Origin of the sequence: Candidatus Flexicrinis affinis (genome assembly GCA_016716525.1) — a bacterium.
Lineage (GTDB): Bacteria > Chloroflexota > Anaerolineae > Aggregatilineales > Phototrophicaceae > Flexicrinis > Flexicrinis affinis.
Genome location: JADJWE010000007.1, coordinates 44,990 through 58,189, shown reverse-complemented (window position 1 = coordinate 58,189; position 13,200 = coordinate 44,990). Strand labels below are relative to the sequence as shown.

General features: G+C 64.3%; 14 protein-coding genes. 4 read left to right on the top strand and 10 right to left on the bottom strand.

Annotation, left to right across the window (positions count from 1 at the left end):
• Positions 1 to 20: 20 nt before the first annotated feature.
• The 5 genes from IPM16_17820 to IPM16_17800 all read right to left on the bottom strand — a co-directional run bounded on the left by IPM16_17820 (position 21) and on the right by IPM16_17800 (position 5,958).
• Positions 21 to 1,232: an HAD-IC family P-type ATPase gene (locus tag IPM16_17820; GenBank protein ID MBK9124957.1), complete on the bottom strand. Its 1,212-nt coding sequence runs from the start codon at positions 1,230 to 1,232 to the stop codon at positions 21 to 23.
• Entirely contained in the window at positions 1,150 to 2,934 is a 1,785-nt protein-coding gene (locus IPM16_17815; protein ID MBK9124956.1) for an HAD-IC family P-type ATPase, read from the bottom strand. The genes IPM16_17820 and IPM16_17815 overlap by 83 nt, the downstream gene beginning before the upstream one ends.
• A gap of 84 nt (positions 2,935 to 3,018) precedes the next feature.
• The gene (locus tag IPM16_17810) at positions 3,019 to 3,999 is read right to left on the bottom strand and encodes an ABC transporter permease (GenBank protein ID MBK9124955.1); all 981 of its coding nucleotides are present in this window, start codon (positions 3,997 to 3,999) and stop codon (positions 3,019 to 3,021) included.
• The gene (locus IPM16_17805) at positions 3,996 to 5,042 is read right to left on the bottom strand and encodes an ABC transporter permease (GenBank protein ID MBK9124954.1); all 1,047 of its coding nucleotides are present in this window, start codon (positions 5,040 to 5,042) and stop codon (positions 3,996 to 3,998) included. The genes IPM16_17810 and IPM16_17805 overlap by 4 nt, the downstream gene beginning before the upstream one ends.
• A 97-nt stretch (positions 5,043 to 5,139) precedes the next feature.
• Positions 5,140 to 5,958: a hypothetical protein gene (locus IPM16_17800; GenBank protein ID MBK9124953.1), complete on the bottom strand. Its 819-nt coding sequence runs from the start codon at positions 5,956 to 5,958 to the stop codon at positions 5,140 to 5,142.
• Between the two features lie 100 nt (positions 5,959 to 6,058).
• Here IPM16_17800 and IPM16_17795 point away from each other — a divergent pair, with 100 nt between their 5' ends.
• From IPM16_17795 to IPM16_17780, 4 genes are all read left to right on the top strand, one after another.
• On the top strand, positions 6,059 to 6,679 hold the full coding sequence (locus tag IPM16_17795; GenBank protein ID MBK9124952.1) for a class I SAM-dependent methyltransferase: 621 nt from the start codon (positions 6,059 to 6,061) through the stop codon (positions 6,677 to 6,679).
• A gap of 75 nt (positions 6,680 to 6,754) precedes the next feature.
• A complete protein-coding gene (locus IPM16_17790) occupies positions 6,755 to 8,209 on the top strand; it encodes an NADP-dependent isocitrate dehydrogenase (GenBank protein MBK9124951.1) in 1,455 nt (484 codons plus the stop codon).
• 3 nt (positions 8,210 to 8,212) lie between these two features.
• Positions 8,213 to 8,806 carry a hypothetical protein gene (locus IPM16_17785; protein MBK9124950.1) on the top strand — a complete coding sequence of 198 codons (594 nt, stop codon included), beginning with the start codon at positions 8,213 to 8,215 and terminating at the stop codon, positions 8,804 to 8,806.
• Entirely contained in the window at positions 8,793 to 9,578 is a 786-nt protein-coding gene (locus IPM16_17780; GenBank protein MBK9124949.1) for a class I SAM-dependent methyltransferase, read from the top strand. The genes IPM16_17785 and IPM16_17780 overlap by 14 nt, the downstream gene beginning before the upstream one ends.
• Positions 9,579 to 9,584: 6 nt before the next feature.
• Here IPM16_17780 and IPM16_17775 read toward each other — a convergent pair whose 3' ends face one another.
• The 5 genes from IPM16_17775 to IPM16_17755 form a co-directional block, all read right to left on the bottom strand.
• A complete protein-coding gene (locus IPM16_17775; protein MBK9124948.1) occupies positions 9,585 to 9,956 on the bottom strand; it encodes a hypothetical protein in 372 nt (123 codons plus the stop codon).
• A 71-nt stretch (positions 9,957 to 10,027) separates the two neighbouring features.
• Positions 10,028 to 10,510 carry a hypothetical protein gene (locus tag IPM16_17770; GenBank protein ID MBK9124947.1) on the bottom strand — a complete coding sequence of 161 codons (483 nt, stop codon included), beginning with the start codon at positions 10,508 to 10,510 and terminating at the stop codon, positions 10,028 to 10,030.
• A gap of 368 nt (positions 10,511 to 10,878) precedes the next feature.
• On the bottom strand, positions 10,879 to 11,262 hold the full coding sequence (locus IPM16_17765) for a DUF302 domain-containing protein (protein ID MBK9124946.1): 384 nt from the start codon (positions 11,260 to 11,262) through the stop codon (positions 10,879 to 10,881).
• 85 nt (positions 11,263 to 11,347) lie between these two features.
• The gene (locus IPM16_17760) at positions 11,348 to 12,160 is read right to left on the bottom strand and encodes an ABC transporter permease (protein MBK9124945.1); all 813 of its coding nucleotides are present in this window, start codon (positions 12,158 to 12,160) and stop codon (positions 11,348 to 11,350) included.
• Complete coding sequence (locus tag IPM16_17755; GenBank protein ID MBK9124944.1) at positions 12,157 to 13,089, bottom strand: ABC transporter ATP-binding protein; 933 nt, start codon at positions 13,087 to 13,089, stop codon at positions 12,157 to 12,159. Before IPM16_17755 ends, IPM16_17760 begins: the two co-directional genes overlap by 4 nt.
• Positions 13,090 to 13,200: the final 111 nt, after the last annotated feature.

Genomic DNA, 13,200 nt, shown 5'->3' with positions numbered 1-13,200 from the left:
TCAGTCGCGCCGACAGGCGGCTATTCCGTCGTCTGCGGCTTGAAGATGATCTTGTCGGCTTCGGTCGCCAGCAGCACCACGAATGCGAGGACGGTCGCCAGCAGCAGATCGCCGACGCTGAGCGGGAACGTGTTCAGCAGGCCGCTGAGGAACGGCACATACAGCACCAGCAGTTGCAGCACGAAGGTCGACAGGATCGCCCACAGCAGCAGACGGTTCTTGCGGAACCACACGCGGAAGAACGACACGCCGTCGCCCGGATGGATGCCCGCGACGTGGAACATCTGCCCGAACGCCAGCACGGTGAACGCGATCGTCCGCGGGATCGACTCGAGGATGCCGATCAAGCCCTCGCTGCCGCCGTGCCCGCCGCTTTCCTCTTCGCCGTCGAGCGTGCCGAGCGCAGCCAGTCGCTGCTCAATGGTCAGCGAGTCCCAATCCGGGTCGACGTTCTCTGCGCCGGCAAGCGTCACGAGCTGATCGTACGAGAGGTTCTCGGCGCCCAGCGTGCGGCTGAATGGGTCCAGCCCGTAGCTGACGTGCCCGAGCGCAAAGCCGATCAGCGTGACGATCGCCAGCACCACGGCCATCACGATCACCTGCCGGCCCAGCCCGCGGGCGAAGATGCTCTCGTCCTTGGCGCGCGGTGGCCGGTTCATCACCGTCGGCTCCGGCGGCTCAAACCCGAGCGCGATGGCCGGCAAGCCGTCGGTGACGAGGTTGATCCACAGAATCTGGATCGCCAGCAGCGGGATCGGCATGCCGATCAGGATGGCGACCAGCATAACGAGGATTTCGCCGATGTTGGAGCTGAGCAGGTAGCGTACAAATTTACGGATGTTGTCGTAGATCGTGCGGCCTTCCTCGACCGCAGCGACGATGCTGGCAAAGTTGTCGTCGGTCAGCACCATGTCGGCCGCGCCCTTGCTGACCTCGGTGCCGGTGATGCCCATCGCCACGCCGATGTCGGCCTGCTTGAGCGCCGGCGCGTCGTTGACGCCGTCGCCGGTCATGGCGGCCACGTGGCCTTGCGATTGGAGCGCCTTAACGAGCCTCAGCTTATGCTCGGGCGACACGCGGGCGAAGACCGACGTGCGTTCAAGCGCCTTGACCATGCCAGCGTCGTCCAGCTTCTCAAGTTCGAGGCCGCTAACCGCCTGTTCGCCCTCGCGCATGATACCGAGGCTCTTGGCGATGGCCTCGGCGGTCAGCACGTGGTCGCCGGTGATCATGATCGGCCGGATGCCTGCGCTGCGGGACTTTCTCGACCGCGGCGCGCGCTTCAGGCCGGGCCGGATCGAGGATGCCGACCAGCCCAAGCAGGTTGATCTGGCGTTCGATCTCCGGCGTCACTTTGTCAGGGAGGCTGTCGAGCGGGCGATAGCCGACACCCAACACGCGCAGGCCCTGAGCCGCCATACTGTCGACTTGATCCTGCCACGCCTTGTGGCGCTCTTTCGACAGCGGGACCACCCCTTCAGGCGTGTGTTCATAGCCAGCCCACTCGATCAGCCGGTCGGGCGCGCCCTTGGTGATTGCGATGTACTTGCCGTCGAACAGCAAGTCGGCTTGATTACCTTTCACCTCGTGGATGGTCGTCATGGCCTTGCGTTCGCTGCTAAAGGGCAGCTCGGCCACGCGCGGCAAGTCCTTCTCCAACTGCTCGCGCGTCCATCCGATCTTCTGCGCGGCGACCAGCAGCGCGCCTTCGGTCGTGTCCCCGACCACGTTGAAACGGCCCTCGGAGTCGCGTTCCAGATACGCGTCGGTATCGAGCGCCATCGCCTTGAGGAACCGGCCGATGCTGGGTGTCGTGCGCGGATCGACGCTCTCGTCGCCGATCTTGAAGTCCCCGTCCGGGGTGTAGCCGATGCCGGTCACGTCGACATCGTCAATTCCGGGCAGGGCGAGCATCGTCGCCGTCATTTCGTTCTTGGTGAGCGTGCCGGTCTTGTCCGAGCAGATGACGGTCACGCTGCCGAGCGTTTCGACGGCCGGCAGGCGGCGGATAAGCGCGTTACGGCGCACCATGCGGGCCGCGCCCAGCGACAGGCTGACGGTGATCACGGCGGGCAGACCCTCCGGCACCGCGGCGACCGCAAGGCCAATCGCGGTGATCAGCATGCGCTCCAGCGCGAAGCCGCGCAGCAGGCCGACGACGAACACGACGAACACGATCAGGATCGCGCCGCGCACCAACGTGATGCTCAGGCGATGGAGGTTTTCCTGCAGCGGCGTGCGCGTCTCTTCGACACCCATCAACATCTTGGCGATCTTGCCCAGTTCGGTCTCGAGCGCCGTGCCGGTGACGATCATCTCGCCGCGGCCGAAGTTGATCGCCGTGCCCATGTAGGCCATGTTGTCGCGGTCGCCTAACCCCGTCTCTTTCTCGTAGACGATCTCGGCGTTCTTCTCCTCAGGCTGAGATTCGCCGGTGAGCGCGGCCTCTTCGACGTTCAGGCTCTTGGCGACCGTCAGGCGCCCGTCGGCGGGGATGCGGTCGCCTTCTTGCAGCAGCACGATGTCGCCGGGGACCAATTCCTCGGCGCTGATCTCGGTCACCTTGCCGTCGCGCTTGACGCGTACACGCGGCACCTGCATGGCGCCCAAGGCTGCCAGCGCCTGCTCGGCGCGGTACTCCTGATACGTGCCGAGAAGCGCGTTCAGCACGACGATAACCATGATGACCAGCGCGTCTTCGAGTTCGCCCAGCAGGCCCGAAATGACCGCAGCACCGATGAGCACGAGGACGAGCAGATCGGCAAACTGGCTGAACAGAATCTTCCACACCGACGTGCCTTCGCCGGTGGGCAGCAGATTATGTCCGTATTTCGCCAGCCTCTGCTGTGCCTCTGCCGTGCTTAGGCCGGTATCGATATCGACGCCGAGTTCCTCTGCAGATTGCTTGACGCTAAGCTGGTGAAATGCTGGCATCGCAATGTCCTGACTGTATCGATGCGGAGTGAACGTTACCGATTGTACATGATGGCGCGCAAATCGCAGGAACTGCGGACTCCGTCAGCGCTGCGGCTCGAAGGGTGTACCGAGTGCGCTCGGCGGGTTGGAGCGCAGAATCGCACGCGCTGGCCGCTGAATGCGCTCAGGCAGCACACGCAGGACGCGCTCGATCCAGCCCGCGCTGACCAGCATCAGCGTCCCGATCATCAACAGCCACGGCAGCGTGTTGAGCAGCACGACCGGAAAGTTCACGTCCGGCGAACGTTGAATCTCGGACGCAACCGCGCGCAATGCTGCCAGCAGATAGGCGCCCAGCACAACGCGGAAGGGGTGCCACCCGGCGAAAATGACGATCGCCAGCGCGATCCACCCGTCGCCGTCCATGGGCGGGTTTGCGGCCCAGCCTGCCTTGATCCGCAGCGAGTACGCCGCACCGGCGAGGCCGACCAATGCCCCGCCGATCATCGTGTACACGAACCGCTGCACGTTGACGTTGGCGCCGCGGGCATAGGCCGTCTCAGGGCGTTCGCCGATGGCGCGCAGCGTCAGGCCGGTGCGGGTGCGGAACAACAGCCACCACGTCGCGAACACCAGCGCGAAGCTGAAGTAGACCGACAGGTCGTGCGTAAACAGCACGCGGCCGACCACCGGCAGGTCGCTCAGCAGCGGTATGGGCAGGGTTTCGAGGCGCGGGCCGGGGATGTTGACGAAGGGCTTGCCGAGAAAGCGGGCGAGGTCGGCGCACAGCAGTGTGAGCACAAACCCGACCGCGACCTGTTCTTGCTTGAGCTTGATGGCGGTGAACGCCAGCACGAGCGCCACCAACGCTCCGACGGCGGCAGCAGCGGCGAGGCCGACGAGTACCGACCCGGTCGCTTGCGCCGCGGCGAATCCAGCCATGGCGGCTAACAGGATACTGCCGTTGAGCGAGAGGTTGACGACGCCGGCACGCTCGGTGATTGTCTCGCCGATGCCGGCAATCACCAGCGGCGTGGCCGTCGCGACGATGCTGGCGAGGATGTTGATCAGGGTCTCGCTCATGCTGCACCGCCCTTACGCGCGAAGTACGTTTGTCGCACGCCCGCGCCGACCAAGATGAGCAGCACGATCAGCCCTTGCAGCACACCGACCAGCGACGGGTCGACGCCGAGCAGCGTGTTGACGCGCGTGCTGCCGGCCAAAATCGCGGCGAGGATAAACGTCAGCACCGGGATCGGCAGCGCGCGGAAGCCCGCCAGCAGCGCGATCAGCAGTGCGTAGAAGCCGATACCGCCGCTGACCAGCGGGCGCAGCGCGTGGTACGTGTGCAGGACGCGATGCGATCCGGCCATGCCCGCCAGCGCGCCGCACAGGATCAGCGCAAGCAGGGCGGTGCGTGTCACCGGCACGCCGAGCAATCGGGCCGATTTGGCATTCTTGCCGGTTGCCTTGAGTTCGAGGCCAAAGCGGGTGCCGCGCAGGCTGGCGATGACGAGCAGGGTGAGGCCGACCACGAGCGCCAGCATGAATAGGCTGACCGGGAACTCGCTACTGGCGACCGGCAGCCAGGCGTCAAGCGGGAAGGGCGGCGTCGACTGTGCGCTGCCGCCCTCCGGGGGCTGCCACGGGCCAGAGATGAAGTAGATCGCGACGGTGTTGGCGATCGCGTTGAGCGCCACACCGCCGAAGATTTCGTTCACGCCGAAGCGCGTCTTGAGCAGCCCGACCAGCGCGGCCCAGCCCATGCCACCGAGCGCCCCCAGCGTGACGCATACCGGGATTAACACAGGCTGCGGCAGGCTGATGAACTGCGCGCCCCAACTGGCCGCCATCGCTCCAGCCATCATCTGCCCTTCGACGCCGATGTTCCACAGCCCCGCCGTGAACGTGATGACGAGGCCGATCGCGCACAACGTGAGCGGAATCCACAGGTTCAGCACGGCGGCCACGCGGGCGCTGTCGCGGAACGCGCCGGTCCACGCCATGTTGAAGACTTCGAGCGGGTCGTTGCCCAGCGCGGCGATCAGGACGGCCGTGATGGCAAGCGATACGGCAACCGGCACGAGGATGAACAGCGCGCGGTTCAGTAGGCGGGGGACGGGCATCAGCGGGTGACTCAATGCATAAGAACGACCGCCTAACTATAGCCAGCCAACGCCGCGAGGGCTATATACAGCGTGACCACACGCGCACGGGGCCGAATCAGCTCAGGTCAAGGCCGATGTCAAACACTGCCGTATAGCCGGATTCGCCTTCTTCTTCCGCCTCGTCTTCCGTGAAAGGCACGAGGTCGAGGACGAGCTGCTCGCCGCCGCTGCGGTAAATGCCGTCGCGGCTGTTGGGCGTGTTGGGCAGACCGCGATCGCCATAGGGCAATTCCGCGTAGATGGTCTCGATCTGCTCAGGATCGAAGAACCACTGCGACGTGAACCCGTAGCCCCGTTCGGCCTCCGGATCGGTGCGGATCTTGAAGTGGATGTGGACCGCACGGCCCGGGTACCAGCCCGGCACGATCGTCTTGAACTCGGCTAACCCGAATTCGTCCGTGATCTGATACCCGCGCAGGAACAGCGTGTCAGGCGATCCGGCGACGCCGGAGTACACACCATAGGCGTCGCAATGCCACACGTCGACCTGGGCGCCGGGGAGCGGCTTGCAGTCGCCGCTGGTGACGTCCATGACCTGTACCTTGAGCTTCATCAGCATGCCGGGCACGATGCTGTCGTCGGACGGCTCGACGCGAATGTCGGAGCGGTTGAGGATCGTTTCGACGAAGTACGGTCCTTCGGTCAGTTCCGGCCGCACGATGCACGTTGGCAGCGCGGTGCCGGTAGGTGCAGCGCCGGTGGCAGCTGTGCCGGCCGGCGTGGCCGTCTGTTCGAGCGGGATTACGCGCAGGCCGGCGCCCAACGCGATCACCACCGCGCCCGCGCCGCCGAAGAGGCTCAAGACCTCGCGCCGGCTCAGCACCCGGCCGACCGGCTTGTCGTCATCGTGCTGTTCGCTATCGTTGTGCGTCATAGAATCCATCTCCTCGTTTCGGTACGATCAATCTAACGCCGACCCGTGAGTACCGCCTGCAAAACACGTAAACTCTGTGTAAACCGGAAAGGACGATTCTGTGGACATGCAAGCGCATTGGTCACGCGTGTATCAAACGAAAGCCGCTGATGACGTGAGCTGGTATCAAGCCACGCCGCGCGTTTCCCTTGATCTGCTGCGGCGGACTGGCGCGACGCCCGCAAGCCGTCTGATCGATGTCGGCGCAGGGGCATCGACACTGGTGGACCACCTACTGGCGAATGGTTACGCGACTGTCACGCTTCTGGATATCGCGCCCGAGGCGCTTGATGCCGTGCGCGCTCGGTTGGGTGAACGCGCCGCATCAGTCACGTTCATCGCCGGAGACGTCACGCGTATCACACTTCCCGCCGACGCATACGACGTCTGGCACGACCGCGCGGTGTTTCACTTTCTGCGCGATCCGGCACAGCGTGCGGCGTATGTCGAATCGGCGCGGCGTGCGCTCAAGCCGGGCGGTGTGGTGATCATGGCGACGTTCGCGCTCGATGGCCCGCAGCAGTGCAGCGGGCTCGACGTGATGCGTTACGACGCCGCCGGCCTGCAGCGCGAATTCGGGCCGCAGTTCGATTTGGTCGAAAGCATGGACGAGACGCACCGCACGCCGTGGGGCGGCGAGCAGCAGTTCGTCTACTGCGTGCTGCGGCGGGTCGAAAGCTAGCGACTGAAAACGGCGAAGCTCCATGATACAATGCGCGTCGTTCCGACGGCACACGACAGCATGGACTTGCCCCTGATGACCAACAAAGTCCCGATTACCTACACGCGCGGCGACGGCATCGGCCCCGAGATTATGGACGCCTGCCTGCACATCCTGACCGAAGCCGGCGCGCAGATCGAACCCGAGGAGATCGTGCTCGGTGAGCGCGTCTTCCTTGCCGGTACGCTGACCGGCATCACACAGGACGCCTTTGACTCGATCTTCCGTACCGGCGTGATCTACAAGGCGCCGCTGACCACGCCGCAAGGCAGCGGCTTCAAGAGCGTCAACGTCACCCTGCGCAAGACGCTCGGATTGTTCTCCAATGTGCGCCCGGTCGTCAGCTATCACCCCTTCGTGGCGACCAAGTACCCGGATGTCGACATCGTCATCATCCGCGAGAACGAGGAAGACCTCTACGCCGGCATCGAGCACCGGCAGTCCCGCGAGGTCTACCAGACCCTCAAGCTCATCTCGCGCCCCGGCTCCGAGCGCATCATCCGCTACGCGTTCGAGTTCGCCCGCCGCAACGGCCGCAAGAAGGTGACGTGCTTCACCAAAGACAACATCATGAAGATGACCGACGGCCTGTTTCACAAGGTCTTCGACGAGGTCTCTGAGGAGTACCCGGAAATCGAGACCGACCACAAGATCATCGACATCGGCGCCGCCCGCGCGGCGACTCAGCCCGAGACGTTCGACGTGATCGTGATGTCGAACCTGTACGGCGACATCGTCAGCGACATTGTGGCCGAACTGACCGGTTCAGTCGGCTTGGCCGGGTCGGCCAACGTGGGCGACAAGTTCGCCATGTTCGAGGCGATCCACGGCAGCGCGCCCGATATCGCCGGCAAGAGCATTGCCAACCCGTCCGGGCTGCTGTTAGGTGGCGTCCAGATGATGCTGCACATCGGTCAGCCCGAGGTCGCAACGCGCGTCCATAACGCGTGGCTGCGCACCATCGAGGACGGTATCCACACCGGCGACATCTTCAAGACTGGCATCAGCAAGCAGCGCGTCAACACGAAGGAATTCACCGACGCCGTGATCGCCCGCCTCGGTCAAGCGCCGCAGCAGTTGAAGGCGGTGTCGTACGAGTCGGCTGAGCCGATCCGGGCCGAGTACCGGCCGCGGCTCGTCCGCCACAAGGAGCTGGTCGGCGTCGACCTGTTCCTCGATTGGGGGAACGACCACGACGTGCGCGATCCGAACGCGCTGGGCGAGGCGCTGCGGAAGATCGACGGCGACGGCTTGCAGCTCATCATGATTACGAACCGCGGCCAGAAGGTGTGGCCGCAAACGCGCACCGAAACGTTTCTGACCGACCACTGGCGCTGCCGGTTCGAATCGGTCGGCGAGCTTCCGCTCAAGCCGCAGCAGGTGATCAACCTGCTCAGCCGCGCCGTAGAAGCCGGTTTCGACGTCATCAAGACCGAGAACCTCTACATGTTTGATGGCGAGCGCGGCTTCTCGCTCGGGCAGGGGCAGTAGCCGATGGTCAGCGTTACGCGCAGCGGCAAGCTGGGCAGCTTTGCCTATACGCCACCGTCATCGATCTTCCGTACGGTGCGCGTTCTGCTCACGCTGTCACAGTCGGCGCAGGCCCCGGCGATCGCGGCGGCGCTGCGCGGCTTGTGGCGCTTCACACCCCTGACCCGCGCGCTGGTCACCGAACATCCCGCGCTCGAAGCGTGGATGTTGGGCGCCAACATGGCGGTCGTCGATGTCGACGCGCTGCCCGCGCGGCCGTACGTCCCGATTGGCTCGACGACGGCCCGCCCGGTGATGGCGTCGCACCTGTTTGGCGACTGCGACGGGTGCATCACGCTGTGCGCCGTCGACCCGGCCGCGCTCGACGCGCCGCCGTCGCTGAGCACGATCGCGGAATACATGCGCGGCAATACCGATCTGGCTGCGATCTATCGCACGATGCGGACGTATTTCGTCGGAGCCATCGTGCAGATCGGCCAGCAAGTGATCTGGGGCGACGACCTGCTGGATGTCGACGCCGCTGTGTATCGGGCGGCAGGGCGCCCCGAACACCCCGTATTGAGTGAACTCAGGAGCACGACGAATGAACACGCGTGAACTGAACCGGCGCGCACGTGAACAGTGGGACGCTAAAGCTGAGTTCTGGGATATGCTGCACGGCTATGACGGCAATCAATTCCACAAGGAGTTGATCAGCCCGTCCGCTGAGCGGCTGCTGGATGTCAAGACCGGCGAGGTCGTGCTCGATCTGGCGTGCGGCAACGGCGTGTTTTCACGCCGCCTCGCCGAACTCGGGGCCGCCGTGGTCGCCACCGACTTCAGCGCGGCGCTCATCGAACGGGCGAAAGCACGCACGACCAGCGCCAATGTCACCTACAAAGTGGTCGACGCGACCGACGAGTCGGCGCTGTTGGGACTGGGAGTCGGGCGTTTCGATGCCGCCGTGTGCAACATGGCCATTCAGGACATCGCCGACATCAGCCCCCTGATGCGCGCGCTGCGCCGCCTCGTCAAGCCGGGCGGACGCTTCGTCATCACGACGTCGCATCCGGCCTTCAATATGGTCGGAACCGCGTTCATCGAGGAGCGCAGCGAACGCGACGGCGAGATCGTCTACAGCAAGTCGCTGCAGTTGTCGTCGTACCTCACCGAAGTTGCGGAAGAAGGCCTCGGGGCTGTGGGTGAGCCCGCCTCGCATCCGTACTTCCACCGTCCGCTGCACGTGCTGGTCAATACAGCGTGCGAGGCCGGCTGGATGATCGACCGCATCGAAGAGCCGGCCTTCGCCGAAGGCTCGATCGGAAGCCGGCGCCTGAGCTGGACGGAGTTTCCCGAATTCCCGCCCGTGCTGGCGATCCGCTTGCGGTAATCGCGCTCAGCGCGCCAGTCGCGCCAGCGCGCCGTGCTTGCGCGCATTGAGGATGTGCAGTCCGGGGCGGCGTTCGTGCTGAACGACGCGCAGGTCGAACGTCACCCGGTTATCTACGTCCAGAAAGCCGCTTTCGATCGGCGTTACCGAGACCGTCACGACGTGCCCGTTCGGGATCAGGTCGAGGGCCGTCACACGCTGGCCGTTGGAGTAGAAGTCCAGCGCGACGGACACTGGCTCTGCGTGTCCTTCGTATCCGACCATCCGATCCCATCCATTGTCTGCCGGATCATGTGACGTATTGGATGCCGTGAGGCACACGATGGCCGTTCCGCTGATAACGAGGACGCGCTGCTGCCGGGCCATATTGATCTCCATGTCGAACTCCAGTCAAATTCAAGGGAAGCGCCCGACAGCCGAAACCGCCGGGCGCATGATGTGCCGGATCGTTAATCGTCGTCGATGTTGTAGGCGAACAGCTTGCCGTTGGATGTATAGAATTCGACTTTCACGCGGCCGCCGACGTAGTAATCCGCGTCGCCTTCGACGGTCGCAAACTTGGTCTTGAACTTTGCGCCGCCGACGATGATGCGCTTATGGTTCTTATCGGTGATCATGCCGCTGAGCAGGCCGACGCCATCGAGCGGGTCGTCATCGTCATCGATGTACGTCGCGCGGAACACGCCATCGCGCAAGTTGTAGTCGACTTTGACTCCCAGCCCGACCCGCAGCCGGTCGATATCGTCATCCAGCCCGGCCTTGTTGACCTTCACGACGAGGCCGGAGATCACGGCGTATTTGCCATAGAGGCTCTCGATTTCGCCTTCGAACCAACCGGTTACGCCGCTGGACTGCGCACTTGCCGACGATACGGACAGCGCAACAAGGCTGATCAGGACGATCATGAGTACGAGAATACGTTTTGCGTTCACTGCTGTTTTCCTTCTTCGGTAGGATGCGATATATGGCTGGGCAATTTCAGCCCGTCCACCCATACCGACGGAGGAATCGAAGAAAGGTTGCGGTCAGTTTTATGAGAGATTGCGAAACCGGGCAATAGGCGAAAAGGCCCACACGCCCCGACCGGCGCCCGGTTGAGGGAACCGGACGCCAAATTACACGGCTACGTCGGCACAGTAAGCGACCGTGTCCGGGTGGTGGGCGGCGATCCCCCCCCCCCCCCCCCCCCCCCCCCCCCCCCCCCCCCCCCCCCCCCCCCCCCCCCCCCCCCCCCCCCCCCCCCCCCCCCCCCCCCCCCCCCCCCCCCCCCCCCCCGGGCCCGCCGCCCGCTGTGCTGATGTTAGGCCGAGCGCAGGGCGTTTGCCACCCGCTGCAGCTTCTCGCGGGCTTCGACCGAGATCGCGTCGAGGTCGGGGTGCTGCATGATGTCCATCATGGCGGTCGGGTCGACGATTGAGACCTCGACTTCCTCCGCGCCAAGCTGCGTGACGGTGACGTTGCACGGCAGCAGCAGGCCGACCTCGCCGGTGGCCGTCAGCGCACGATGGGCCAACGTCGGGTTGCACGCGCCGAGGATGCGATAGGGCCGGAAGTCGACGTTAAGCTTGTTCTTGAACGTGGCCTGCACGTCGATCTCGGTCAGCACGCCAAACCCTTCGGCCTTCAGCGCGGCGGTGACGGCCTCCAGCGCGTGCGCGAAATCGGTGTTGAGGACAGCCTTCATGCCGAGTTGCGGTGGTGCGTGAGTCATTGCGGTCTCTCCTTTGGTACAGTGCAGCGAACCTATGACGTGCGTACCCGCGGTCTCCCTACAGGTACGAGACTGCCAGCGCCAGCACAAACGGGATAAGCGGAATCAGCGCGAGTGCGCGGTTTCGCGGTGCGCGATTCTGGTTGTCCCAACTGAACAGGTAAATCGCGATTCCGAGCGCCAGCGCCCCTGCCGCAAACAGCGCAGCGGCCGAGACGTACGGGTTCAGCGTGACGATGCCGTCAGGGGCCCAGCCGTTGATGACGTTCATGGCGTGCGTGGTCGGCAGCAAGAACGAGACCTTCGACAAGGTAGCAGGCAGCAGGTGGGCCGGGAACATCAAGCCGCCGATCATCATCGACGGCAGGAAGAAGGCTTGCCCGAGCAGGATCGTCGCGCGGCTGTTGGGCGCGATCACGCCGATCAGCAAGCCGAGCGACGCGCATGCGAAGGCCGCCATCAGGTAGCCGAGCGCAAAGCTGAGCAGGTTGCCGGGCATGACGGCGTCGAACAACAGCGGCGCGGTAAGCACGATGATGGCCGACACGATAGTGGTGTGCAGGATCGTCGTCAGCACCGGGATGATCAGGATCGAAAGCTGCGGGACGCCGTGAATCTTGTAGCTGCGATAAATGCCGGCGTCGCGCGCGTTCACGATCGGGTCGGGCAGGCCGAGGAACGTGCTGGTCAGTACGGTGAACAGCACCATCGCCGGGATGAGGGTAGCGCGGAAGTCCGGGTTGAGGCCGGTCATCAGCATACTCGCCATCAGGTAGAAGCCCAGCGGAAAAAGGTAGTAAAGCAAGAGCAGCGACCGATTGCGGATGCCGCTGCGGAACTCGAAGTTGAGATGAATCGCAAAGGCGCTCACCGGGTCACCTCCGGTTTCGCGGCGTGGTCTGCCCGGGTGATCTCAAGGAACCGTTCTTCCAGCGAGGGCCGCTCGACGCGCAGGTCGATCAGCGCATCGTCGTGCTGCGCCAGATGTTCAAGCAACGCCGCCACCGTTTTGGCCGGCGCTGTGCTGAAATACACCAGATGATGATCGACGATGGAATGCTGTTGAACGCCGGGGAACGCGTGGCCGTCGCTCAGGCTGTCGCCCTCGGACTGCACGGTGATTTTGGTCAAGCCGGCGCCGGTCGCGGTCAAGTCGTACGGCGAACCGATAGCCGCAATCGTGCCACGCAGCAGAATCGCCACGCGATCGACCAGCTTCTCGACCTCGGCCATGTCGTGCGACGACAGGATGATAGTCGTGCCGTCGCTGTTAAGTTCGTGGATGATGTCGTGCAGTTCAACGCGCGACGAGACATCGAGGCCCGCGGTCGGCTCGTCGAGGAACAGCACTTGTGGACGATGCGCGATCGCCAGCGCCAGTGCAAGCCGCCGTTTTTGCCCGGTAGAGAGCATGCTGAACTGCGTATCGAACTTGGCGCTGAGGCCGAAGCGCTCGATCAGGTCGAAGCGCGGCGCGACGCCGTGATACGCGCAGAAGAAGCGCATCGCCTCGCGCACGGTGATGTTCTCCGGCATGGCCGACGACTGAAGCTGGACGCCGGTCAAATCGCGCAGGCGGGCGGCGTCATGTGCAGGGTCGAGGCCCATGATGCGCAGAATGCCGGCGTCGGGTTGACGCAGGCCTTCCAAACATTCGAGCGTTGTGGTCTTGCCAGCTCCGTTGGGGCCAAGCAGACCAAAGACCTCGCCCCTTCCCACGTCGAACGTAATCGAGTTCACCGCTGTAAACGTGCCGTACTTCTTGGTGAACTCACGAACTTGGACAACGCAATCATCCATGGCCGACCTCACTGAGTGACAGGCAGACTCCACCATGATCTCAGTGTGGCACCATCAAGGCGTGAACGGCAGTAACGGACGTAACCCGCAACCGCGCCGAATATCAGGGCA